Here is a 24,694-nt window from a genome sequence, read left to right on the forward strand (position 1 = left end):
AGGCTCTGCTGTGATGACCACATCGAACAGGTCGTCAGATGAGGCAGGAGCCACACACATGTCCCATACCACGCGCAGCAGTTGGACCGCCCGAAACGCCCACAAGGTCCTGACGGGCTGCGGCGCGGCCATCGCCCTGGTGACGCTCAGCGCGTGCGGCGGCGCCGACACCACCACCGACAAGGGCGCCGACGCGGCCGCCTCGAAGCCGGCCAAGTCGAGCAGCGCCCCGGCCGCCGACGCGGGCAAGGCCAAGTCGGCCATCAAGGGCACCGGCACCTTCCAGGTCGGCTCCGACGTCCAGCCGGGCCTCTACCGCTCGACGGGCAACACGGCCGACGCCAACTGCTACTGGGAGCGCGCCAAGGACTCCAAGGGCGAGGCCGACTCGACCATCGACAACGACAACGCCGTCGGCTCCACTTACGTGGCCATCGCCGCCACCGACAAGATCTTCAAGACCGAGGGCTGCAAGGGCTGGGAGCTCGTGGACCCGAAGGCCAAGGGCACCCCGAAGGCCGAGATCTCCGGCGAGGCCGGCATGCTCAAGGTCGGCGTCGACGTCGCCCCGGGCACCTACAAGTCCGCCGGCTCCACCGAGGACGGCAGCGGCTGCTACTGGGAGCGCACCAAGGATGCGACCGGCAGCACCGAAACGATCATCGCCAACGACAACCCCGAGGGGCAGGCCGTCGTGACGATCGCCGCCGGGGACGGCTTCTTCAAGACCGCCGACTGCCAGGACTGGAAGAAGGGCTGATCAAAGCCCTGACGCAGGGAATTGCAGGGGGTGGTCCGGGGCCCGGCACAGGGTGCCCCAGGACCTGACGAAGGGGGTGGTCCGGGGCCCGGCCGAAACGGCGGCCCGGGACCCGACCCAGCGGGTGGATCAGCGCAGCCGCTCCGGCGGGCGGGTGGGGTTGCCCCCGGTCGGCAGGCGCTCCCCGGGACAGCCGGTCAGCACCCGCTTCATCGCGTCGCGTTCACCGGCCGTGACCCACAGACCGTACTTCCGCTTGACCGCGATCTGGGACGCGACGTAGCGGCAGCGGTACCCGCGGTCCGGCGGAAGCCAGGTGGCCGCGTCACCGTCCCCCTTCTTGCGGTTGGCCGCGGCGTCGACCGCCAGCAGGTTCAGCGGATCATTGGCGAAGGCGATCCGCTTGCCCTTGTCCCAGCCGCCGGCCCCTTTCTGCCAGGCGTCGGAGAGGGCCACGACGTGATCGATGTCCACGCCGGTGCGGCCCCGCTCGTGCGTGATGCGGGCCCCGGTGTAAGGGTCCTTCTCCAGCACCCCGGTCAGCACCTTGCAGCCGTCCTTGAAGGTGGTCCGGGCCAAGTCCCGCTTGAGGATGTCCTCGCGGGTACCGCAGCCGCTGCCGTCCGTGTCCAGCCAGCCCTTGCCGAACCGCTCGCGCGCGTACCCCGTCTTCGGTGCCCGCCCCTTGACCGCGAGCCCGTCCACCGAGGCCAGGGCCACCGGCCCGTTCGCCGGGCCGCGGGCGTTCGCACCCGCACCGGCGCCGGGTCCGGGGATCCCCGTACAGCCGGAGAGCGCGACGGCCGGGGCGAGCAGGAGGGCGGGAAGCAGCAGGCGGGGACGCATAGGACAAGATCATAAACTCCATGGCTTTACGGGGCGTTCCGACTCTCCAGCGGGCGAACCACCCCAAACGGGCGTAGCGTCGCAAACGGGATTACGGAAGGAGCCCGAGCATGGGGATTTTCGACAGGTTCAAGGACAAGGGCAAGGACATCTCGGACAACCTCGAACAAGAGGCCAACGAGAAGACCGGCAACAAGTACGCCGACCAGATCGACAAGGCCCAGCAGCAGATGGAAGAGAAGCTCGGCATCGACGACGACCCGAACAAGTAACCCCCGCGGGAACGCGAACGGCCGCGACCGGGGACCGGAAGGTCCCGTCGCGGCCGTCGCCGTGCCTACCTGCGCCTGCGCCCGCGCTTGCGCCCGCGCCCGCGCTTGTGTACGCCGCGTCTACGAGCCGAGGATCGTGGCGAGGAACTCCCCGGTCCAGCCCAGCAGTTCCCGCCCGACCAGCGGCTTCCCGCCCACCCGGGCCGTCTTCGGCCGCGGCACCAGCACCTGCGAGGCGGCCGGCTTGATCACCGAGCCCGGGTAGAGCCGCTTCAGCCGCAGTTCCTGCGATTCGCGCAACTCCACCGGCCCGAAGCGGATGTTGGGGCCCTGGAGGGTGATGTCGCCGACCCCGCAGGCGCGGGCGAGCATCCGCAGTCCGGCCACCAGCAGCAGGTTCTCCACCGGCTCCGGCAGCTTGCCGTAGCGGTCGGTGAGCTCCTCGCGGACCGCCTTGACGTCCTCCTCGGAGTTGGCCGACGCGATGGACCGGTACGCCTGGAGGCGCAGCCGCTCCCCCGGCGCGTAGTCGTGCGGGACGTGCGCGTCGACCGGCAGCTCGATCTTGACCTCCAGCGGCGGCTCTTCCTCCACGCCGCCGTCGATCGCGGCCCGGTAGTCGGCCACGGCCTCGCCGACCATCCGGATGTAGAGGTCGAAGCCGACGCCCGCGATGTGCCCGGACTGCTCGCCGCCGAGCAGGTTGCCCGCGCCGCGGATCTCCAGGTCCTTCATCGCCACGTACATGCCCGCGCCCATCTCGGTGTGCTGGGCGATCGTCGCGAGCCGCTCGTGCGCGGTCTCGGTCAGCGGCTTCTCCGGCGGGTACAGGAAGTAGGCGTACCCGCGCTCGCGGCCGCGGCCCACGCGGCCGCGCAGCTGGTGGAGCTGGGAGAGGCCGAAGTTGTCGCCGCGCTCGACGATGAGGGTGTTGGCGTTGGAGATGTCGATGCCGGATTCGACGATCGTCGTGGAGACGAGGACGTCGAACTTCTTCTCCCAGAAGTCCACCACGACCTGTTCCAGGGCCTGTTCGGACATCTGGCCGTGCGCCGTCGCGATGCGCGCCTCGGGCACGATCTCGCGGAGCTTGGCGGCCGCCCGGTCGATGGACTCGACCCGGTTGTGGATGTAGAAGCACTGGCCCTCGCGGAGCAGCTCGCGGCGGATCGCGGCGCCGATCTGCTTCTCCTCGTAGGGGCCGACGAAGGTCAGGACCGGGTGGCGCTCCTCGGGCGGGGTGGTGATCGTGGACATCTCGCGGATGCCGGTCACCGCCATCTCCAGGGTGCGCGGGATGGGGGTCGCGGACATCGTCAGCACGTCGACGTTGGCGCGCAGCTTCTTCAGCTGCTCCTTGTGCTCGACTCCGAACCGCTGCTCCTCGTCGACGATGACCAGGCCCAGGTCCTTGAACTTGGTCTCCTGCGAGAACAGCCGGTGCGTGCCGATGACGATGTCGACGGAGCCCTCGCGCAGCCCCTCCAGCGTCGCCTTCGACTCGCCCTCGCTCTGGAAGCGCGACAGCGGCTTCACCTTGACCGGGAACTGCGCGTACCGCTCGGAGAAGGTCCCGAAGTGCTGCTGCACCAGCAGTGTGGTGGGGACGAGGACGGCGACCTGCTTGCCGTCCTGGACGGCCTTGAAGGCGGCGCGGACCGCGATCTCGGTCTTTCCGTAGCCGACGTCGCCACAGATCAGCCGGTCCATCGGGACCGACTTCTCCATGTCCTCCTTGACCTCGGCGATGGTGGTGAGCTGGTCGGGGGTCTCCGCGTACGGGAAGGCGTCCTCCAGCTCGCGCTGCCAGGGGGTGTCGGGGCCGAAGGTGTGGCCGGGGGCCGCCATGCGGGCGCTGTACAGCTTGATCAGGTCGGCGGCGATCTCCTTGACCGCCTTCTTCGCCCGCGCCTTGGTCTTCGTCCAGTCGGCGCCGCCGAGCCGGTGCAGGGTCGGGGCCTCGCCGCCGACGTACTTGGTGACCTGCTCCAACTGGTCCGTGGGGATGTAGAGGCGGTCGCCGGGCTGGCCGCGCTTGGCCGGCGCGTACTCGACGAGCAGGTACTCGCGGGTGGCGCCCTGCACGGTGCGCTGCACCATCTCGATGTAGCGGCCGACGCCGTGCTGCTCGTGGACGATGTAGTCGCCGACCTCCAGGGTGAGGGGGTCGATCGTCTTGCGGCGCCGGGTCGGCATCCGGCCGAGGTCCTTGGTGGCGGTGCGCTGGCCGGTCAGGTCGGTCTCGGTCAGGACGGCGAGCTTGAGGACCGGGTCGACGAAGCCGTTGTCGAGGGAGCCGCACGAGACGTGGACCAGCGAGGGCTCCAGGACGGTGACGTCCGCCTCCAGCCGGGCCGCGATGCCCTCGCCGCCGAGCACCTCGACGGTACGGGCGGCCGGGCCGTGGCCCTCGGTCAGGAAGACGGTGCGCCAGCCGTCGGCGAGCCAGGCCTTGGTGTCGGCGAGCGCGCGGGCGGTGTCGCCGCGGTAGGCCTCGGGGGCGTGCATGCCGAGGGTGAGGGTGTCGCGGCCGACCGCCCCCGCCGCGTCAGCGGCATAGGTCAGCGTTTCATCCGCCGCGAACGGGGACACCGACCACCACATCATGCCGAGCTCGCGCGCGTGCTCCCGTACGTCGGCGATCCCGCGGAGCGAGGCCGCGCCCACGTCGATGGGGGCCTCGCCACCGCCGGCGGTGGCCGCCCAGGAGGCCATCAGAAACTCCTGCGAGGTCGCCACCAGGTCCGAGGCCCGCGTCCGCACCCGCTCCGGATCGCACACGACGGCCATCGAACCGGCCGGCAGTACGTCGATCAGCAGCTCCATGTCGTCGACCAGGACCGGGGCCAGGGACTCCATGCCCTCGACCGCGATCCCCTCGGCGATCTTGTGCAGCAGTTCGCCGAGCTCCGGGTGGAGCTCGGCGAGGGCTGCGGCGCGCTCGCGCACCTGGTCGGTGAGGAGCAGCTCCCGGCAGGGCGGGGCCCACAGGCCGTGCTGGGCGATCTCCAGGGAGCGCTGGTCGGCGACCTTGAAGTAACGGATCTCCTCGACCTCGTCGCCCCAGAACTCCACGCGCAGCGGGTGCTCCTCCGTGGGCGGGAACACGTCGAGGATGCCGCCGCGCACCGCGAACTCCCCGCGCTTCTCGACGAGCTCCACCCGGGAGTACGCGGCGGCGGCGAGTGCCTGCGTCACCGCGCCGAGGTCCACGCTCTCGCCCTGGCGAAGGCTCACCGGGACCAGGTCCCCGAGCCCCTTGACCTGCGGCTGGAGCACGGACCGGATCGGCGCGACGACCACGGAGACCGGGCCCGCGGCGGGGTCGTCCTTGCTCGGGTGCGCCAGACGGCGCAGTACGGCGATGCGGCGGCCGACGGTGTCGCTGCGCGGGCTCAGGCGCTCGTGCGGGAGCGTCTCCCAGGACGGGTACTCCGCGACCTCGTCGGGGTTGAGCATCGAGCGCAGCGCGGCGGCCAGGTCCTCCGCCTCCCGCCCGGTGGCGGTGACCGCGAGCACGGTGCGCCCGGTACGGGCGGCCAGCGCGGCGATGGCGAAGGGCCGCGCCGCGGCCGGGCCGACGAGGTCCACGTGCATGCGGTTGCCGTCCCCGGCCGCGGTGACCGCCTCGGCGAGTGCGGGGTCCCGGGTGACGGCGTCGAGCAGTCCGTGCAGGCTCATGAAGGCGGCTTTCCGTCCGGTGAGGTGCGGCGAGTTCCCGCGGGGCGGCAACGCGAAGGACCCGACACGTCGAACGGGCCGGGGGTTCCCACCCTACGACGCGGGTCCGACAGCCGCGCGTGGGATCCGGGCGGGATTCGGGCCGCTCGTGGCCGTGGCGGCGGGACACCCGGTCCTGCCGCGAACGACCCCGGCCCCGCCCCACCCGAACGGGTGAGACGGGGCCGGGGCGCTCCCCCGTACGACCGGCCGGCGACTACTCGCTGGCGATCGCGTTCAGGACGTTCATCCGGCCCGCCCGGAAAGCCGGGACCAGTGCGGCCAGCAGGCCGACCAGGGCGGAACCGGCGAACACGCCGAGGATGGTGGGCCACGGGATCTCGAGGATCTTCATGCCCTCCAGTGCGAGGAGCCGGTGGGCGGTGGCGCCCCAGCCCATGCCGAGCCCGAGGCCCAGCAGGGCTCCGAAGAGGGCGATGACCACCGACTCCAGGCGGATCATGCGGCGCAGCTGGCGGCGGGAGAGGCCGATGGCGCGCATCAGGCCGATCTCGCGGGTCCGCTCGACCACCGAGAGGGCCAGGGTGTTCACCACGCCCAGGACCGCGACGATGATCGCGAGGGCGAGGAGTGCGTAGACCACGTTCAGCAACTGGCCGACCTGGTCCTTCAGCGCCTGCTTGTAGTCCGTCTGGTTGAGCACCTGGTACTGCGGGTACTCGGCCAGCGCCGACTTGACGGCCGCGTAGGCGGCGTCGTCCTGGCCGTCCTTCGCGGTGGCCAGCACCATGAAGGGCCTGGGCATCTTGTCGGCGGGCAGGTTCGCCTCGGCGACGGCGGTGCTGACGTACTTCATGCCCTTGTCGAGGTTGCCCTCGTCGCTGGTGATCGCCGCGACCTTGAGCTTGGCGGTCTTGCCTCCGGTGAAGGCGACCGTCAGCTCGTCACCGAGCTTGACCCGGTGCTTGGTGGCGTATTCGGAGCCCACCGACATCGAGCCCGGCTTGTAGGCGTCCGCGTGCTCGCCGGCCGTCGTCTTGCGGCGGACGTCCTGGGCGTAGGTGGGGTCCTGGACCCCGAGGCCGTCGCTCTCGGTGGTGCCGTCGGGGGCGGTGATCTTGGCGTCGACCTCCCGGTAGGCGGTGACGTGCGCCAGGCCCTGCGTCCGGCGCAGCGCTTGTTCGGCCTGCGGTACGACCGGCTGCCCGGTCTGGGACTGGACGATGAAGTCCGCGCCGACCGACTTGTCGAGCTCGTCGGTGGCCGAGGCGACCATCGAGGAGCCGACCACCGACAGGCAGGCGACCAGCGCGAGGCCGATCATCAGCGCGGCGGCGGTGGCGCCGGTGCGCCGCGGGTTGCGCAGCGCGTTGCGCTCGGCGAGGCGGCCTATGGAGCCGAAGGGCCGCAGCACCGGGGCGGACAGGGCCCGGACCACGACGCCCGCGAGGAGCGGGCCGATCACGATGAACCCGATGAGGCTGAACAGCACGCCCAGCCCCAGCCACTGCGCTCCGGTGCCGGCGGCGTCGGCGGTGCCGGCGAGGTAGAGGGCCGCGGCGCCGATGCCGGTGAGGCCCAGGCCCAGGGCGGCGCGGATCCGGCCGGCCTTCTTGTCGCCGGGGGTGCCGGACTCGCGCAGGGCGGCCATCGGGGAGACCTTGCCGGCCCGGCGGGCCGGTATGAAGGCGGAGACGACGGTGACGACGACGCCGAGGACGATCCCGATGACCGGGGTGGTCCAGGCGATGGTGAGGTCCTCGGTGGACAGGCTCATGCCGAGCCCGCTCATGAGCTGCATCAGGCCGACGGCCAGGCCGATGCCGGCGGCGACGCCGAGGATCGAGCCGACCACACCGAGCAGCAGGGCCTCGATGACCACCGACTTGAGGACCTGGCCGCTGTCGGCGCCGATGGCGCGCATCAGGCCGATCTCACGGGTGCGCTGGGCGACCAGCATGGAGAAGGTGTTGAAGATCAGGAAGATCCCGACGAGGAAGGCGATCGCGGCGAAGCCGAGCATCACCCACTTCATGATGTCGAGGAAGTCCATGCTCTTGCGGTTGGCGTCCGCGGCTTCCTTGGCGGTCTGCAGCTTGTAGGTGTCGGCGCCGACTGCGGCAGCGACGTTCTGCTTGAGCCGGGTGTCGCTCACCCCGTCCTTGGCGGTGACGTTCACGTGCGTGAAGGCGTCCGGGGCGCCGAGCAGCTTCTGCTGCGCGGTGGCGGTGTCGAAGTAGACGACGGTCGCGCCGGGGTTGGTCACGGTGAAGGCGGCGATACCGGTGATCTTGGAGCGGATGTCGCCGGTGACGGCGATGGTGCGGATGTCGTCACCGAGTTTGAGGTGGTGCTTCTTCGCCGTGTCTCCGTCGATCATCACGTCGGTGGGGCCGCGCGGGGCCTGCCCCTCGATGATCTTCATCGACCTCAGTTCGTTCTCGGTCCAGTTGCCCGCGAAGGTCGGGGCTCCCGTGGTCGAGCCGAGGTTCTCGTTCTTGGAGTTGACGACGGTGACCGCCATCGAGGACACGCCGCCCTCGGCGGACTTCACGCCCTCGGCCTTCTTCACCTGCTCGACGACCGAGCCCGGCAGCGCCTGCGGCTTGCCGGTGTCGGGGGTCTCCCCGGTGGTCTCGGCCTCCTTCGGAGTGACCGTGACGTTGGCGTTGGTGACCGCGAACAGCTTGTCGAAGGTGGTGTTCATGGTGTCCGTGAACACCAGCGTCCCGCAGACGAAGGCCACGGAGAGCAGGACGGCCACGGCGGAGAGCGCCATCCGCCCCTTGTGCGCGAGGAAGTTGCGCCGCGCGGTCTTCATGACGGTCATGACGTCCGCCCACGGGCGTCGAAGTCCTTCATGCGGTCCAGGACCTGGTCGGCGGTGGGCCTGTGCATCTCGTCCACGATCCGGCCGTCGGCGAGGAAGATGACGCGGTCCGCGTAGGAGGCGGCGACCGGGTCGTGGGTGACCATGACGATGGTCTGGCCCAGCTCGTTCACCGAACGACGCAGGAAGCCGAGGACCTCCGCGCCGGCCCGGGAGTCGAGGTTTCCGGTGGGCTCGTCGCCGAAGATGATCTGGGGCCGGGACGCCAGGGCGCGGGCGACCGCCACGCGCTGCTGCTGGCCGCCGGAGAGCTCGGTCGGACGGTGCTTGAGGCGGCCCGCCAGACCCACGGTCTCCACGACCCGGTTCAGCCACTCCGCGTCGGCCTTGCGGCCGGCGATGTCCATGGGGAGCGTGATGTTCTCCAGGGCGTTGAGCGTCGGCAGCAGGTTGAAGGCCTGGAAGATGAAGCCGATCCGGTCGCGGCGCAGCTGCGTGAGCTTCTTGTCCTTCAGACCGGTGATCTCCGTGTCGTCCAGGAAGATCTGGCCGCTCGTGACCGTGTCCAGACCGGCCAGGCAGTGCATCAGCGTGGACTTGCCGGAGCCCGAGGGCCCCATGATCGCGGTGAACTGGCCGCGCTGGATGTCCACGTCCACCGCGTCGAGGGCGACGACCCGCGTCTCGCCGGAGCCGTAGGCCTTGACGACCTTCCGCGCCCGCGCCGCGACGGCCTCATGCCCTCCAGTACCCCCGTGCCTGGTTTCGGTCATAGCCGTTGTCACGGTGTTTCCCCTCGTGTCGATGCGTCTGCTCGTCGGTTCGCGCGCTGTGACGCGCTTCATTCGAAGTCTGCTGGGCGGGGGTGCCGCGGCGCGCTGGTGCCAATCGCCGTATCCATAGGGGTGCTACCCCTACCCCCCGGACTCCCGCCCTGTAGTAACCAGTTAAGGAGCCCCGCGGCCTTTCCTCCTCCTCCCCCGGGACGAACCGTCCCTGGATCCTTATGAGGAGCAACCCCTAGGGGATCTCGCCCGTTGGGACGAGGCGCTCTGCGGGGATACCACCCCGTCATGCCGCAGTGAGAAGGTGTCCGCGCAGGTACGCACGGGGGGAAGGGTTTTTCATGGGCTCAGGGGAGAGCACGGGCGCGAGTACCGACGACAGTGCCGGAGGCATACCCGGGAGCGACCCGGCGAGACCCGCAGCCCAAGCCTCCGCCAAGCCGCGCCCCCGGACGGCCGTCGTCGCCGCCCTGATGCTGACCATGGGCCTCGTCGCCCTCGACAGCGCCGTCGTCGCCACCGCCGTCCCGCAGATCGTCGGCGACCTCGGCGGCTTCGCCGCCTTCTCCTGGATCTTCTCGGGCTACATCCTGGCCGGAACGGTCACCCTGCCCGTCTACGGCAAGCTCTCCGACACCTACGGCCGCAAGCCCGTCCTGCTCCTCGGCATCAGCCTCTTCCTGCTCGGCTCGCTGCTGTGCGCGGCGGCCTGGAACATGGCCGCCCTCATCGCCTTCCGGATCCTCCAGGGCCTGGGAGGCGGCGCCCTGCAGGGAACCGTCCAGACCCTGGCCGCCGATCTCTACCCGCTCAAGGACCGGCCGCGCATCCAGGCCCGGATGTCCGCGGTCTGGGCCACCTCGGCGCTGGCCGGCCCCGCGCTCGGCGGGCTGATCGCCACGTACACCGGCTGGCGCTGGATCTTCCTGATCAACCTGCCGCTGGCCGCCGCCGCCCTGTGGGTCATCAACCGTCATCTGGTCGAGCCCACCCGGGCCCCCGGCCGTACCGGCCCGGTCGACTGGGCGGGAGCCCTCGCCGTCTTCGCCTGCGGGGGGCTGCTGCTCTTCGCACTGGTGCAGGGCGGGGTCGCCTGGCCCTGGCTGTCGGCGCCCTCGCTGGGCCTGTTCGCGGCCGCCGCCGCGCTGGGCGTGCTCGTCGTCTGGGTCGAACGCCGGGCCGAGCAGCCCATCCTGCCCGGCTGGGTGTGGCGCCGGCGCACCATCGCCGCCGTCAACCTGGCCATGGCCGGGCTCGGCCTGCTGATGGTCGCGCCGATGGTGTTCATGCCGACGTACGCCCAGTCCGTACTCGGCCTCGGCCCCACCGGCGCCGGCCTGGTCACCTCCGCGATGACCCTGAGCTGGCCGATCAGCGCCGCCTGCGCCCAGCACGTCTACCGGCGCATCGGCTTCCGCAACACCGCCGCCACCGGAGTCGCCCTGGCCGCCCTCATCCTCGGCTCCTTCACCCTGCTCCCCTACCCCGCGCCGGTCTGGCAGCCCGTACTGATCATGCTGCTGCTGGGCGGGGCCCTCGGACTCTTCCAGCTCCCGCTGATCGTCGGAGTCCAGTCCACGGTGGGCTGGGAGGAGCGCGGGACCACGACGGCCTCGGTGCTGTTCTGCCGCAACGTCGGGCAGAGCGTCGGAGCGGCGCTGCTGGGGGCCGTGGCCAACGCGACCATCGCCGGCCGGCTGGCGCAGGCTCCGGTGCCCGGACTCCCCGCGACCCTGGACGACGTCTCCAAGGCCCTGACCCAACCCGGCCTCCTGTCCCAGGAGGCCGACGATTACCTGCGCCGGGCCGTCGCCGCCGCCGGGGACCACATCTTCCTCGGAGCGACCCTGGCGGCGGTCGCGTCGGCACTGGTGCTGCTGCTGGTGGCGCCGCGGCGGTTCCCGCTGCTGCCGGAGCAGCGGGAGGGGTGAGGGCGGGGCGACTTGTCATGCTCGGGCTGAGACGGTAACCCTCTTGGGAGACGCCGCACTCCCGGGGGGACCACACATGACGTCCGCGCTCTTCGCACTCGCCTTACTCGCCGCCCTGGCGGGCCCGATCGCCCTGCGCCTCAGGCGCCACCCCGGCTTCGTCACCGGCCGCGACGGGCGCCTCTCCACCTCGATCACGCTCGCCCTGGCCTGGACGGTGATCCTGGTGTGGCTGCTCCTGGCGACCCTCGGCTACGGGCTCACCGCGGGCGGCGGCGTCGACTGGTTCCAGGGCCCCGAGGGCCCCCTGTCCTCCCTGACGACCGTCTACCTCCCGCTGCTCGGGGGCCCGTACGCCGCCCTGATCGCGGCGAAGGCGGTGGTCGGCATGCGGGTGGAGCGGGGCTCCATGGCCAAACCGGCGCCGAAGGGCACGAAGCGGCGCCCGGTGCACGACCTGATCTCGAACGACGGCGGGCGGACCGACCTGGTCGACCTGCAGTACGTGGCCCTGAGCGCGGTCACGATGCTGTACGTGGTGGCGTTCTTCCTGACGGACGTGGGCGGCGGACTACCGAGGCTGCCCGCGGAGATGTGGGCGCTGACCGGGGCGCCGGCCGGGGCGTACCTGTTGAACAAGGTGGCGGTGCGGGGCGTCCCGGTGATCACCGGGGTCTCCGTGACGGACGGTCTGCTGACCGTCGCGGGCGGCGGCTTCGGTGACAACCCGCGGGTCGAGGTGGACGGCACGCCGCTGCCGACCACGGTCGCCCCGGACGGAGCCCTCAGCGCGTCCCTCCCCGCGACGGCGCCGCCCGCCTTCGACGTGGTGGTCACCACCCACGGCCTCCGCAGCGACCCGGCCCCCTACGCCCCGCCGTCCGACCCCGCCCCGACGGATCCGCTGCGCGGGGCGGAGTCCCCTACCCGCCCTTCCACCGTTCCCAGGGCCCGGCCCTGACCCGGTCCTCAAACGCCGGACGGGCTGAAAGCGGGGTCCCGGGCTGCGCCCGAACCCCTGGGGCTCCGCCCCAGGCCCCGGTCCTCAAACGCCGGACGGCTGAAATACCCGGTCGGAGGCTTGCGGCCCGGGTCGGGGACGGGGGCGGGGTGGGGTTGGCCGGGACGTAAAGCGTGATGTGTGGCGCAGACACACCCCACGGCTGTCGAAGCAGAGCCGAGGGCGCCTAAATCATGCAGTCCAGGCCGACACCCCACCCCGCCCCCGGCACCGACCCCCACCCGCAGCCCGGCCTCACCCCTCGGCAGGCGCGCGCCCCGTCAGGGCCGCCAGGCTGGAGCGGACGTGGTTCATGTGGGCCCGCATCTCGTCCTGGGACTCCCCGTGCTCCCGCAGGATCCGCTCCGTCTCCCGCCCGACCCGCTCCTCCCGCACCCGGGCCTCCGCGATCAGCTCCGCCGCCTTCGCCTCCGCGTCCTCCTGGCCGTGCCGGGCCGTCTCCTGGGCCTGCGCGAAGGCCCGCTTCGCCTCCGACAGCCGGGACTCCGCGTACCGCTCGAGCTCGGCGTGTCGGGACTCCAGCTCCGCCTCCCGCGCCGCCAGCTCCCGCTCCGCCGCGTCCCAGCGCTCCGCGTGTTCCTGTTCGCGTTCCGCGAGCAGCGCGTCCGCCCGGCGGGCCGTGTCCGCCAGCACCGCCTGCGCTTCCGCCCGCCACGCCGCCGCGTCGTCCCGCGCCTCGGTCCGCGCGTCGTCCGCCTCGCGCCCCGCCCGCAGCAGCCCCTGCCGGGCCCGGACCTCGGTCTGATCCCGCACCGCCTGGGCGTCGCCGCGCGCCAGCTCCGTGACCCGCTCGGCGTGTGCCTCGGCGGCGCCCGCCGCCGCCAGCGCGTCCGCCCGCGCGTCGCCCCGCAGCGTCTCGGACTCCTCCTCGGCCAGCAGCAGGATCCGGCGGGCGCGCTCGCCGAGCTCCTCGTACGTCTGCGGGGCCAGTCCGGAGACCTCCACGCGCAGCCGCTCCGCCTCCGCCTCCATCTGCTTGGCCAGCACGGTCAGCCGGGCCACCCGCTCCCAGGCCTCGTCCCGGCTCCCCGACAGCCGGGCGAGGTACCGGTCCACCTCTTCGGCCCGGTAGCCACGGCCACGCACGGTCGTAAAGGGTGCACTCATCCTGGAAGCGCCTCTCTCGCGGGGATTCTTGCCAAGGATGCGTCATTTGCTCCCAGAAGCCCGAATGGCCGGGCCGAGACCCTGTTCGAGGGTCACGACCCGGCCATCCGGATGAGCTGAGGATCCTCGGAGGATCCGCTCGAGATCAGCAGAAACCGGTCAGAGGAGCCCGTCCCACATCTGCTCCAGCAGCACCGACCACCAGTTCTCCGGCGACGCGAGCGCCGCACTGTCCAGCCCCGCCAGGTTCGCCTGGAAATCGACGGTCCAGCGGCCCGCCTGCTCCGGCGTCAGATGCTGGCGCAGTCGCCACATGTGACCCAGCATCGCCAGCGACCGTACGAACTGCGGCAGCGAGGAGTTGACGAACTGCGGGGGCACCGGCGCCCCGCCCGGACCGCTCTCCACCGGCACCGCCACGATGTGCGCGGTCCCGTACTGCACGCACAGCGCCTTGCCGAAGTCGCTGCCCACCACCAGGTACGAGCCCGCGTCCGAGGCCGGCTGCACCTGCCGCTGCGCCGCCAGCTCGGCCAGCGTCGGCAACGGGGCACCCGGTACGGCCTGGGCCCAGAAGAACGGCCCGAAATCGACGGGCAGACCCGACCACATCAGCGTCTGCGCCACGATCTCCGGCACACCCTGCCGGGACACCGCGCGCTGCTCGAAGCGGAACACGCCCTGCGGCCCGAACGCCCCCGCCAGCTCCTGCGCGATCGCGTCCAGCGGGATCGCCGGCTGCAACGGCACCTGCTGCAGCGGTGCGCGCACCGGCGCGGGGCGCGCCGGGCCGTCCGCCACCTGGTGCAGTTCGCCCTGGTGGGTCAGCAGGTGCCGCACGCCCTGCTGCCGGCCCGCGTGGTCCGTGCCGTACGGAGCCACGCTCGTGATCCGGACCTGAGGCCAGGTCTCCCGGATCATGCGCGCGCAGTAGCCGCCGGGCAGTTCGCACGAGGCCAGCTCGGTGTGCAGTTCCAGCACCTGCTGCGGAGGCACGTTCATGGCCCGCAGCTCGTACAGGATCTGCCACTCCGGGTGCGGGGTGCCGGGCGCGGAACGGCGGATGAGCTGCTGCTCGGAGCCGTCGGGAGCCCGGTAGCGCAGTACGGCCTGGTAGCCGGGGCCGACCGTGGGCGCCCCGGAAGCGGGGGCCTGCGGCGCGGGTGCCTGCGGCGCGTGTACGGGTGACTGCGGCGCGGGACCGGGAGGGCCGGGCGGCGCGGGCTGCCCGGTCACGGCCGGACCGGCCAGCATCGTCGCGGCATGGTCCAGCCCGCCACCGGGAGCGCCGGGCGCACCCGGAGCACCGGGGGCCCCCGGCGGACCGGGCGGCTGGGGTACGCCGGGACCGGCCAGCATCGTGGCCGCGTGGTGCGCGCCACCACCGGGCGCTCCGGGGGGACCGGGAGGCGCGGGCGGCTGCCCGGCGCCCGACGGAACCCCGGGCGGGCCGGGCGGCTGGGGTACGCCGGGGCCGGCCAGCATGGTGGCGGCGTAGGCGTCTCCGCGCCCGCCGGACGACCCGGGAGCCCCCGGCGGACCGGGAGGCGCGGGCTGCCCGGTCACGGCCGGACCCGCCAGCATCGTCGCGGCATGGTCCAGCCCGCCACCGGGAGCGCCGGGCGCACCCGGAGCACCGGGCGGGCCGGGCGGCACGGGCTGCTGCGGACCGCCGGGGCCCGCGAGCATGGTGGCGGCGTACGCAGGCGACCCGGCACCGCCGCCGGGCGCACCGGGCGGACCCGGCGGAGTCACGGGCGCGGGGGCCCCGGGCCGGTTGACCCGGGCCTTGCTCGTCGGCGCGTCGGCGATGTCCCCACGGGACACCCCGCCGGAACCGGCGGCGGAGCCGGAGCCCTGCCCCTGCCCCTGCCTCGAGGACTCCGGGTCCAGCGCGGGCACGACGGCCGTCTTCGGCAGCTCACTGCCCCTGGGCATCAGGGTCGTGCGCGCCTCCGGGCCCGGCCCCGACGATGCCGGGGCGTCGTCCAGGTCCGTTCCGGACAGCGGCGGCGCGAACACCGTCGCCGGTAGCGGTACGGACACGGAGTCCGCACCGGGGTTCACGTCGGTACCGGCCCAGGGCGTGGCCCCGGTCGGCACCGCGGCGGGCATCCCGTCGTTGGCGGTCGGCTCGTACGGGACCTCTCCCCCGCGCCGCAACGGCACCGGCTGCGGATCCGGAGGGCCCGCATCGGAAGGAGCGGCCGGAGCCGCCTGCCCGACCGGCACCGAAGGGGCCACCGGCGCTTCCGGAGCGGCGGGCGCCGCCGGGGCCACCGGAGCCGCCGGGATCCCCGCCCGGTCCGCCGCCTCCTGGAGCCACTCGGGCGGACTCAGCATGAACGAGGTCTGTTCCGAGTCGATGCGCGGCACCGGCACCGAAGCCTCGGCCTGCGCGGCGGACGCCCCGTACTCCTCCTCGTAACGGCGGATCACCTCACCCACCGGCAGGCCGGGCCAGAGCGTCACCTCCCCGCTGTCCCGCGCGATGACGAGCCGCTGCCGGCCGGCCCCCGACACGGGGCCCGCAGCGCGGTCCTCCGCCCACACGACGAAACCGAGTCCGAACTCCCGTACGCGCACCTCGCGGTGCTGGTACGCGGGCACGTCCCCGTTGATCCATTCCTCGGCGCGCTCCTGCGCCTGCGCAAACGTCACCATCGCGCCGTCACCCTTCCACCGGTGCCGATGCCGGACCGGCACCCGGAACCGAACGTTCTGCCGACCCGGAGCCCGGCCCTGCTCCCGAACCCGCTCCCGACACGGGAACCGAGCGCGCGAATCCGCCGTCCACCATCAGACCGGCCACCGTTTCCAGTTCCGGCGGATTGCCCGCCAGCCGTTCCAGGAAGGCGTCGAAATCCGCACCGCACGGCAGCAGCAACCGCTCCACGCGTTCCTGGACCGACCAGCCGTCCTGGTCGCGCGCATCGTCGAACGGGGAGAACCAGACCGAACCGACTCCGCCCGCCGAGGACTCCCCGCGCACCTTCACCGCGAGCAGCCCGCCCTGCGCGAAGGCCACGCACAGGTAGTCCTTCGTCAGGTGGTCCCGCAGGCACTTGTTGACGTAGACGAGGTCGTTGACCGCCGCCTCCTCGCGCACCGTGAAGAACGGCTGGTCCACCAGCAGTCCCAGCTCCACGTCGAGGCCGGTGCCCACCGGCGCGCAGCCGCCCGCCGCCTTCAGGAAGGAGCGGTACGCCTCCGGGAGCCGGTAGCCGAGGTCCTCCTCGACGCCCTGGACCTGCTGCTCGGACACCGATACCACCGTCTTGGGCAGCCCCAGGTGCACCGGGCGCACTTCCTGCAAGGGCCGCGTCCCGCGCTTGTCGTGGTCCACCGCCGCCGTTGCCAGACCGGCGTGGTGCCTCAGCAGCGACTTCACCTCGACCGGGACCAGCTCCATGCGGCGCGTGCCGGACACGTGGTGCCAGGTCCAGCCGTGCGGGGTCGACACCGGGCCGACCGTGTCCCACAGTTCGTGGCCGGTCGCCCGCATGGCCGCGTTCGCGGACACGCAGTCCGTCAGGCGCAGCTCGTCCACGCCGAAGCCCTCCGGGGGCTCGGCGATCTCGACGGCCGCACGGGCGTACGGCGCGAAGTCGGGGTGCCCGTTCGCGTCGATGCGGACTCCGTGGGGATGGCGCGCGGCCCGGACGGGGTCCGGGAAATGCACGACCTGCCCCGAATAAGCGGCGTTGGGTGGCGCGGCCTGATGCCCGAGCCGACCTGTCGTCATGGCGGTAGCCCCCTGCTGGATCTGGCTGGTTCACCACAGCCTATGTGCTCCGGCAAGGACGTCACCCGCACGTGTGCGGGGACCCCGCGGGACGGCCGGGAAGATCCGAATTGATACGAATATTCGACCCCGCTTCCACATGCCACGGGACATTTGACAGGCTGTCCCCACAGCACGGGGGCGTGCGCGACAGCGGTCAGCACCGCGGCCACGGGAGGGAATGCGCACCATGCAGAACACGGCAACACGTACAGACGCGGCCGACGCCCACTCAGGAGGCGCGGGAGCCCTGGGATCCGCGCGATCCTCGGGATCCGCGGGCCCCACGGACTCCCGCGGACCGGCGGACCCGCCCGGTCCCACGGGATCCGGTGGCCCGGCGGTCGTCCCGGCGCAGGCCCGCGCGGCGGCCGACCAGGGCCCCGGCGACCCCCGGCTGCGCTGGGGCGGAGGGGACGGCCGCCCCGCCGTGCCCACGCTCCGCTTCCGCCGCGACGGGATCCTGCCCACCGTGGCCGCCGCCCTGTCCGTACGCGGCGAAACCCTCACCGGGACCGCCGGCAAGGCCGACCTGTCCCCCGTCCTGCACGCCCTCGTACAGGACTTCCTCGACACCCTCACGAGCGGCCAACGCGAACGTTTCACCGGCCGATGTCCGGAGGCGATCCTGCTCTCCCGCCACCTCGCCGCCGTCGAGGGCGCCCGCAGCAAGCGCGCCTCGCGCAAGCCCCTGGCGCCCAGCGAGGCGCGCCGCTCGCTGAAGCACTCCAAGATCACCGCTCGCCGCATCCGCGAGGACGGCGACCCGCTCCACGGCAGCTACGCACCGCCCTGCCGCTCCTGCGAGGCCCTCCTCGCCCACTTCGGCGTACGCCCCGTCGACCTCACTCACCCCGAGTAGCCGCCATGACGACCACCTCCGCTTCGTACGCCCGCTCCTCCGCGACCCGCTTCCCCGTCGCCGTGGACTCCGCCCTGCGCACCGCCGGCTGGGAGCCGGGCCGCTGGGACATCAAGCAGGCCGAGTACTGGGCCGACGCCCTGCGCGACCACACCACCCCCGCCGGGCACCGGCACACCGTGTTTCCGGCAGCCGTCGAGGCCTGGGCGGAGTTCGGGAACCTCACCGTCACCGCCCCGGGCCCCGGCCGCCAGATCGCGCCCACCGCGATACGCCTGGACCCGCTCACCGGCCTGCACCTCGCCCGTACCTTCGCGGACCTCGGCCGCGCCCTCTCCACCCAGCTCTGCCCGCTCGGCGTCGAGGCCGACACGGACCCGGCCGGGGGAGGCTCCCACTTCGCCCTCGACCGCGAGGGCCGCGTCTACTGCGTGGACCACACCGGCGACTGGTACCTCGGCTCGAGCCTCGACGAGGCCCTCACCCTCCTCCTGACGGGCCTCCAGCCGACCCGCCTGACGACGGGCTGAGCACCGGACGCCGCGAGCCCAAGACGGCCCTAGCCCTCCAGCCCGGGAAGCCGCTCCCCTTCCCCCGGGTAGCGGCCCTCCTCCAGCCGGAAGAGGTACGCCCGCAGATCGGCGGCGAGCCCGCCCTCCAGGTACGCCCGGAACTCCCGCGCCCCCGCGGCGGCGTCCCGGTCGGCGGGATGGACGCTGTCCGCGTACTCGGCCAGCGTGAGCTCCAGGTGCTCCTCGACCCGGCCCCGCCCGGCCCACCACCGGCGCACCGTCTCCGGGGTCCACCAGCGGTCCCCGTCGTACGCGTACTCCTGGAAGGGCTCCTCGTCCGCCGCGTCGACCACCTCGCGCACTTCGGCCGGGCTCCGCGGCTGCCGGAAGACGTACTCGAGGGCGCCCTCGGTGCTCGCCGCGTACATCACGTTTCCGGGCGCGTTCAGCCGCCCGGTCCAGCACGTGTCCGTCTCGCCCGTGTAGAACGGCCCCGGCACGTTCAGCCAGAGCCGCTTCTCCCACCGCCCCTGGAACAGCTTCCGGTCCTCCTCCGTCAGCTCCGCCACCGGATCCCAGCCCACCGTCATCCCGGTCATCCCGGCTCTCCCCCTTTCCGCTCGCCCGGCAGGACCGCCGAGACCTTGAAGCCGCCCTCGTCCGTCGGGCCGGACACGAACACCCCGCCCAGTCCGAGCACCCGCTCGCGCATCCCCACCAGGCCGTTCCCGCCACTGGGCAGCCCCGGCTCGGTCGCCTTGCCGTCGCAGGGGCCGTTCTCCACCTGCATGGCCACCTCTCCCTCCCGGTGCGCCAGCCGTACGACGACCCGCGCGCCCGCGGCGTGCTTGTGGCAGTTGGTCAGCGCCTCCTGCACGACCCGGTAGGCGGTCTGCTCCACCTCCGCCACGTACGCGGAGTACTCGCCGTGCACGTCCAGCTCCACGAGCATCCCGGCCGCCCGCGACTGTCCCACCAGCGCCTCCAGCTCGCTCAGCGTCGGTCCGTCCTCGAAGCTCCCCACGAGGGCCACCGGCGTGGCCACGACCGCCGGCTTCGGCGCCTGCGCCCGCAGCACGCCGAGCATCTCGCGCAGCTCCGTCAGCGCCTGGCGTCCCATGTCCCCGACCAGCGCCGCGTTCTTCGCCGCCTTCACCGGGTCCTTGGCGGCGATCGCCTGGACCGCCGCCGCGTGCACGACCATGAGCGACACCCGGTGGGCCACGACGTCGTGCATCTCCCGTGCGATCCGGGTCCGCTCCTCCGTACGGGCCCACTCGGCGCGTTCCTCGGCCCGGTCCGCGAGCAGCGACAGCTCCCGCTCCAGCGAGTCCGCCCGCTCCTGCAGGCTCTCCATCAGCCGCCTGCGGGCCGCCGTGTACAGGCCGAAGAGCACCGGCGGCACGGTGAGCGCCACCGCCACGAACACGGACAGGGTGACGGCGAAGGTGAGGGTGATCTCGGGGTCGTTCCGGGTCCGCATGTACATCGCCACATAGGTCGCGGCCAGCGACATCGACGCCAGGGTCGCGGTGATCCGCCGGGGCACCTCGGAGGCGGCCAGCGTGTACAGCCCGACCAGCCCGAGCAGGAACCCCATGGCCGCCGGCGCCACCGCGATGCCGACCAGCACCACGACGATCGGCCAGCGCCGCCGCAGCACGAGCACCGACCCGACCAGCACCCCGAACAGCACCCCGGCGAAGACCGGGATCCCGGCCTCGTGGGCGAACCAGACGCCCTCCACCCCGCACTCGGCGGCGGACACCACGCCGAGCCCCGCGTCCAGCACGGCCGACCTGCGCCGCTCCCACCACAGAGGCCCGTCCCGCCCGGCCCCCGCCTCTCCCTGCTCTTCCCCCGTACTGGTCATGCGGTCCAGCCTACGCAGCGGCCCCGGTCCGGAGGCGACCGGAAATCCCGCTGAAGGGCTCGGATTTGTACCGTCGCATTCAGGGCGCCTGGTGCGGCATAGTAGGTCCCGTCGACTCAACCATCGGGGCGCAATGTCCGGTTTGGTCGGCTAATCCCCTGTGGTGTAATTGGCAGCACTGAGGCTTTTGGTGCCTTATGTTCGGGTTCGAGTCCTGACAGGGGAGCGCACGGTCCGGGTCCTGACTTTCACAGTCGGGACCCACCCTCGTTTAGGGCCTTAAACCCACCGGTATCCTTCACGGGTCCACCACCCGAAGCCGAAGGGCACACCCGTGAGCGCCAACCGCCCGGCAGCCGTCGTCGTACTCGCAGCGGGTGAAGGCACCCGCATGAAGTCGGCCACACCCAAGGTTCTGCACGAGATCAGCGGGCGCTCGCTCGTCGGTCACGTCGTCGCCGCCTCCCGCGAGCTGGACCCCACCCACCTCGTCGTCGTCGTCGGGCACGCCCGCGAGCAGGTCACCGCGCACCTCGCCGCGATCGACGCCGACGTCCGCACGGCAGTCCAGTACGAGCAGAACGGCACCGGGCACGCCGTCCGGATGGCCCTCGAAGAGCTCGCCGCCGACCGGCCCGCCGGCACCGTGGTCGTCGTCTGCGGCGACACGCCGCTGCTGACCGGCGAGACCCTGGCCGCGCTGACGGCCACGCACGAGGCCGACGGCAACGCCGTCACCGTGCTGACCGCCGAGGTCCCCGACTCCACCGGGTACGGCCGGATCATCCGCGGCGCCGACGGCGCGGTCACCGCCATCGTCGAGCACAAGGACGCGACCGACGCCCAGCGCGCCATCCGCGAGATCAACTCCGGGGTCTTCGCCTTCGACGGCGCCCTCCTTGTCGACGCCCTCGGCAAGGTCCGCACCGACAACAGCCAGGGCGAGGAGTACCTCACCGACGTGCTCGGCATCCTGCGCGAGGCCGGCCACCGCGTCGGCGCGGCCGTGGGCGCGGACCACCGGCAGATCCTCGGGATCAACAACCGGGTCCAGCTCGCCGAGGCCCGCGCACTGCTGAACGCCCGCCTGCTGGAGCGCGCCATGCTCGCCGGCGTGACGATCGTCGACCCGGCGAGCACCCTCGTCGACGTGACGGTGACTTTCGGCCAGGACGCGATCGTGCACCCCGGCACCCAGCTGCTCGGCACCACGCACATCGCCGAGCGGGCCGAGGTCGGCCCCAACACCCGCCTGAAGGACACGCACGTGGGCGCGGGCGCCCGCGTGGACAACACGGTGGCGGACACCGCCGTCGTCGGCGCCTCGGCGAGCGTCGGCCCCTTCGCGTACCTGCGTCCGGGCACGAACCTGGGCGCGAAGGCCAAGGCCGGCACGTACGTGGAGATGAAGAACGCCACGATCGGCGAGGGCACCAAGGTCCCGCACCTGTCCTACGTCGGCGACGCGACGATCGGCGAGTACACGAACATCGGCGCCGCCAGCGTGTTCGTCAACTACGACGGCGAGCACAAGCACCACACGACCGTCGGCTCACACTGCAAGACGGGTTCGGACAACATGTTTGTGGCTCCCGTCACCATCGGGGACGGCGCCTACACGGCCGCCGGCTCCGTGATCACCAAGGACGTGCCGCCCGGCGCCCTGGCCGTGGCCCGTGGCCAGCAGCGGAATATCGAGGGCTGGGTGGCCCGCAAGCGTCCGGGAAGCGCGGCCGCGACCGCGGCCCAGTCGGCGGTCCACGAGGACTCCGCCGAACGCTGAGGTGAACTGACCGGAAACGGCTACGCCCGAGACGGCGTACCGTGATACGTGAACGCAATTCGGCTGGCTCACCGTGTGCGGGACGGACGCACATGGGGGCGAGCAGCTTTCCCACGTCTGAGGAGACAGTGCTGTGACCGGGATCAAGACGACCGGCGAGAAGAAGCTGATGCTCTTCTCCGGCCGCGCCCACCCCGAGCTGGCCGAGGAGGTCGCGCACCAGCTCGGTGTCGGCCTCGTGCCGACCAAGGCTTTCGACTTCGCGAACGGCGAGATCTACGTCCGATTCCAGGAGTCGGCGCGTGGCGCGGACTGCTTCCTGATCCAGAGCCACACGGCTCCGATCAACAAGTGGATCATGGAGCAGCTGATCATGATCGACGCGCTCAAGCGCGCGTCGGCACGCTCCATCACCGTGATCGTCCCGTCCTACGGGTACGCCCGCCAGGACAAGAAGCACAAGGGCCGCGAGCCGATCTCGGCCCGCCTGGTCGCGGACCTGCTGAAGACCGCGGGTGCGGACCGCATCCTCACGGTCGATCTGCACACCGACCAGATCCAGGGCTTCTTCGACGGCCCGGTCGACCACCTTTCGGCCCTGTCGGTCCTCGCGGACTACGTCGGCGCCAAGGTCGACCGCTCCAAGCTGACGATCGTCTCCCCGGACGCCGGCCGCGTACGCGTCGCCGACCGCTGGTGCGACCGTCTGGACGCGCCGCTGGCGATCGTCCACAAGCGCCGTGACAAGGACGTCGCCAACCAGGTGACCGTCCACGAGGTCGTCGGTGAGGTCAAGGGCCGCGTCTGCGTCCTGGTCGACGACATGATCGACACGGGTGGCACCATCTGCGCCGCCGCCGACGCGCTCTTCGCGCACGGCGCGGAGGACGTCATCGTGACGGCCACGCACGGCATCCTGTCGGGCCCGGCCGCCGACCGCCTGAAGAACTCCAAGGTCAGCGAGTTCGTGTTCACGAACACCCTGCCGGACCCGTCCGACCTGGAGCTCGACAAGATCACGGTGCTCTCCATCGCCCCGATGATCGCCCGCGCCGTGCGCGAGGTCTTCGAGGACGGCTCGGTCACCAGCCTGTTCGAAGAGCAGCAGTAAGCACCTCCGCACTGTGCTGACTCCTTTGGGGTCAGATCATTTTTGGGTACGGCCTCCCCGCCGGGTACACTCCTTGAGTTGCTCGGCGAGGGAGGCCGTACCTGTTTTCCACAGGTGTGGATGCTCCGTTATCGACGCGCTCTTCGTAGCAGGCCGTGTTCCGGCCGGGTGACTGTCGTCCATTTCCGTCACCCCACGAGGAGTGAGCATGTCCGAGATCAAGCTTGCCGCGAAGGTCCGCGAAAACTTCGGCAAGGGCTCTGCCCGCCAGGCCCGCCGTGACGCCCTGACCCCCGCGGTCATCTACGGCCACGGCACCGACCCGAAGCACGTCAACGTGGACGCCCACGCCCTCCAGCTGGCGCTGCGCACCCCGAACGTCCTGCTCTCCCTGGACATCGAGGGCGCCGGCACCGAGCTGGTCATCCCGAAGGCCGTTCAGAAGCACCCGCTGAAGCGTTCGATCTCCCACGTCGACTTCCTGATCGTCAAGAAGGGCGAGAAGGTCACCGTCGACGTCGCGATCGTCACCGAGGGCGAGCTGGCCCCGGGCGGCAACATGCTGGAGACCCTCCAGAACACCATCTCCGTCGAGGCCGAGGCCACGCACATCCCGACCGAGGTCACCGTCTCGATCGCGGGCCTGGAGGCCGGTGCCACCATCACCGCCTCCGACCTGGTCCTGCCGGCCGGCACCACGCTGGCCGTCGACGGCGACATCGCCGTCCTGCAGGTCATCGGCGCGGGCGCCGAGGAGCCGGCCGCCGAGGGCACCGAGGCCTGAGCCTCGCGCCTCCCCCTCAGCACTTGCTGAACGACCGCCGTCCGGCTCCACTGGAGCGGGACGGCGGTCGTCTTCGTATAAGGAGCTTTTGATGTCGGACGACGCGGCGCCCTGGCTGATCGTGGGTCTCGGGAACCCGGGTGCGGAGTACGCGGGCAACCGCCACAACATCGGTTTCATGGTGGCCGACCTGCTGGCGGAGCGGATGCGCGGCAAGTTCAAGGCGCACAAGGCGCGCGCCCAGGTGGTCGAGGGCCGGATGGGCCCGCCGGGACCGCTGAACCGGCGCGTGGTGCTGGCCAAGCCCATGTCGTTCATGAACCTGTCCGGCGGCCCGGTGACGGCGCTGCGGGACTTCTACAAGGTGCCGCTGGACCGGATCATCGCGGTCCACGACGAGCTGGACATCGACTACCCGACGCTGCGGCTGAAGCTGGGCGGCGGGGACAACGGCCACAACGGCCTGAAGTCGATGACCAAGTCGATGGGCCCGGACTACCACCGGGTGCGCTGCGGCATCGGCCGACCGCCCGGCCGGATGCAGGTCGCCGACTTCGTCCTGAAGGACTTCTCCTCCACGGAGCGCAAGGAGCTGGACTGGTTCGTCGACCGTTCGGCGGACGCCGTGGAGTGCCTGATCCAGGAGGGCCTGGAGCGCGCGCAGTCCACGTACAACAGTTAGAGGGGCCAACAGTTGGAGGGGCCAACAGTTGGACGCGCAAGAGGGCCCGCACACCGTCCGGTGTGCGGGC

19 protein-coding genes and 1 tRNA gene are annotated in these 24,694 nt (G+C 72.0%); 11 read left to right on the forward strand and 9 right to left on the reverse strand.

Translation table 11 applies throughout. The features are described from left to right. Positions 1-58 precede the first annotated feature (58 nt). The gene (locus OG247_RS17285; protein WP_327253090.1) at positions 59-760 is read left to right on the forward strand and encodes a hypothetical protein; all 702 of its coding nucleotides are present in this window, start codon (positions 59-61) and stop codon (positions 758-760) included. 129 nt (positions 761-889) lie between these two features. Here the strand turns inward: OG247_RS17285 and OG247_RS17290 are convergent, their stop codons facing one another. Continuing rightward, on the reverse strand, positions 890-1,606 hold the full coding sequence (locus OG247_RS17290; protein ID WP_327253091.1) for an HNH endonuclease family protein: 717 nt from the start codon (positions 1,604-1,606) through the stop codon (positions 890-892). Positions 1,607-1,716: 110 nt separating this feature from the next. On the opposite strand from OG247_RS17290, the gene OG247_RS17295 reads away from it, so the two are divergent. Beyond that, positions 1,717-1,878, forward strand: coding sequence for an Rv0909 family putative TA system antitoxin (locus OG247_RS17295; RefSeq protein WP_327253092.1), 162 nt, complete (start codon positions 1,717-1,719; stop codon positions 1,876-1,878). 120 nt (positions 1,879-1,998) lie between these two features. Here the strand turns inward: OG247_RS17295 and mfd are convergent, their stop codons facing one another. From mfd to OG247_RS17310, 3 genes are all read right to left on the reverse strand, one after another. Continuing rightward, complete coding sequence (mfd, locus tag OG247_RS17300) at positions 1,999-5,559, reverse strand: transcription-repair coupling factor (protein ID WP_327253093.1); 3,561 nt, start codon at positions 5,557-5,559, stop codon at positions 1,999-2,001. Between the two features lie 256 nt (positions 5,560-5,815). Beyond that, positions 5,816-8,389, reverse strand: coding sequence for an ABC transporter permease (locus OG247_RS17305; protein ID WP_327253094.1), 2,574 nt, complete (start codon positions 8,387-8,389; stop codon positions 5,816-5,818). Beyond that, positions 8,386-9,162 carry an ABC transporter ATP-binding protein gene (locus tag OG247_RS17310; RefSeq protein ID WP_279345861.1) on the reverse strand — a complete coding sequence of 259 codons (777 nt, stop codon included), beginning with the start codon at positions 9,160-9,162 and terminating at the stop codon, positions 8,386-8,388. The genes OG247_RS17305 and OG247_RS17310 overlap by 4 nt, the downstream gene beginning before the upstream one ends. 353 nt (positions 9,163-9,515) lie before the next feature. On the opposite strand from OG247_RS17310, the gene OG247_RS17315 reads away from it, so the two are divergent. Together OG247_RS17315 and OG247_RS17320 are read left to right on the forward strand one after the other, a co-directional pair. After that, the gene (locus OG247_RS17315; RefSeq protein WP_327253095.1) at positions 9,516-11,105 is read left to right on the forward strand and encodes an MFS transporter; all 1,590 of its coding nucleotides are present in this window, start codon (positions 9,516-9,518) and stop codon (positions 11,103-11,105) included. Between the two features lie 76 nt (positions 11,106-11,181). Beyond that, entirely contained in the window at positions 11,182-12,066 is an 885-nt protein-coding gene (locus OG247_RS17320) for a hypothetical protein (protein ID WP_327253096.1), read from the forward strand. A gap of 294 nt (positions 12,067-12,360) precedes the next feature. Here the strand turns inward: OG247_RS17320 and OG247_RS17325 are convergent, their stop codons facing one another. From OG247_RS17325 to OG247_RS17335, 3 genes are all read right to left on the reverse strand, one after another. Next, complete coding sequence (locus OG247_RS17325; protein WP_327253097.1) at positions 12,361-13,233, reverse strand: DivIVA domain-containing protein; 873 nt, start codon at positions 13,231-13,233, stop codon at positions 12,361-12,363. 159 nt (positions 13,234-13,392) lie between these two features. Then, positions 13,393-15,897 (reverse strand): SUKH-4 family immunity protein, encoded by a 2,505-nt coding sequence (locus OG247_RS17330; RefSeq protein ID WP_327253098.1) that lies wholly within the window; start codon positions 15,895-15,897, stop codon positions 13,393-13,395. Between the two features lie 7 nt (positions 15,898-15,904). Further along, the gene (locus tag OG247_RS17335) at positions 15,905-16,978 is read right to left on the reverse strand and encodes an SMI1/KNR4 family protein (RefSeq protein WP_327253099.1); all 1,074 of its coding nucleotides are present in this window, start codon (positions 16,976-16,978) and stop codon (positions 15,905-15,907) included. A gap of 229 nt (positions 16,979-17,207) precedes the next feature. On the opposite strand from OG247_RS17335, the gene OG247_RS17340 reads away from it, so the two are divergent. Continuing rightward, a complete protein-coding gene (locus tag OG247_RS17340; RefSeq protein WP_442813315.1) occupies positions 17,208-17,879 on the forward strand; it encodes a YwqJ-related putative deaminase in 672 nt (223 codons plus the stop codon). 5 nt (positions 17,880-17,884) lie between these two features. Then, the gene (locus tag OG247_RS17345) at positions 17,885-18,409 is read left to right on the forward strand and encodes an SUKH-3 domain-containing protein (RefSeq protein ID WP_327253100.1); all 525 of its coding nucleotides are present in this window, start codon (positions 17,885-17,887) and stop codon (positions 18,407-18,409) included. Positions 18,410-18,438: 29 nt separating this feature from the next. On the opposite strand, the gene OG247_RS17350 is transcribed toward OG247_RS17345, so the two are convergent. After that, the gene (locus tag OG247_RS17350) at positions 18,439-18,990 is read right to left on the reverse strand and encodes a hypothetical protein (RefSeq protein ID WP_327253101.1); all 552 of its coding nucleotides are present in this window, start codon (positions 18,988-18,990) and stop codon (positions 18,439-18,441) included. Continuing rightward, positions 18,987-20,264, reverse strand: coding sequence for a sensor histidine kinase (locus OG247_RS17355; protein WP_327253102.1), 1,278 nt, complete (start codon positions 20,262-20,264; stop codon positions 18,987-18,989). Before OG247_RS17355 ends, OG247_RS17350 begins: the two co-directional genes overlap by 4 nt. A gap of 154 nt (positions 20,265-20,418) precedes the next feature. Between OG247_RS17355 and OG247_RS17360 the strand changes: the two genes are divergently transcribed. The 5 genes from OG247_RS17360 to pth all read left to right on the forward strand — a co-directional run bounded on the left by OG247_RS17360 (position 20,419) and on the right by pth (position 24,624). Further along, positions 20,419-20,490 (forward strand) — tRNA-Gln (locus OG247_RS17360). Between the two features lie 108 nt (positions 20,491-20,598). Beyond that, on the forward strand, positions 20,599-22,047 hold the full coding sequence (gene glmU / locus OG247_RS17365) for a bifunctional UDP-N-acetylglucosamine diphosphorylase/glucosamine-1-phosphate N-acetyltransferase GlmU (RefSeq protein ID WP_327253103.1): 1,449 nt from the start codon (positions 20,599-20,601) through the stop codon (positions 22,045-22,047). Between the two features lie 133 nt (positions 22,048-22,180). Beyond that, the gene (locus OG247_RS17370) at positions 22,181-23,158 is read left to right on the forward strand and encodes a ribose-phosphate diphosphokinase (protein ID WP_112451977.1); all 978 of its coding nucleotides are present in this window, start codon (positions 22,181-22,183) and stop codon (positions 23,156-23,158) included. 208 nt (positions 23,159-23,366) lie between these two features. Next, the gene (locus OG247_RS17375; protein ID WP_327253104.1) at positions 23,367-23,942 is read left to right on the forward strand and encodes a 50S ribosomal protein L25/general stress protein Ctc; all 576 of its coding nucleotides are present in this window, start codon (positions 23,367-23,369) and stop codon (positions 23,940-23,942) included. A 91-nt stretch (positions 23,943-24,033) separates the two neighbouring features. Continuing rightward, complete coding sequence (gene pth, locus OG247_RS17380; RefSeq protein ID WP_327253105.1) at positions 24,034-24,624, forward strand: aminoacyl-tRNA hydrolase; 591 nt, start codon at positions 24,034-24,036, stop codon at positions 24,622-24,624. The last annotated feature ends 70 nt before the right edge of the window (positions 24,625-24,694 follow it).

This window comes from Streptomyces sp. NBC_01244, assembly GCF_035987325.1.
Taxonomy (GTDB): Bacteria; Actinomycetota; Actinomycetes; order Streptomycetales; family Streptomycetaceae; genus Streptomyces.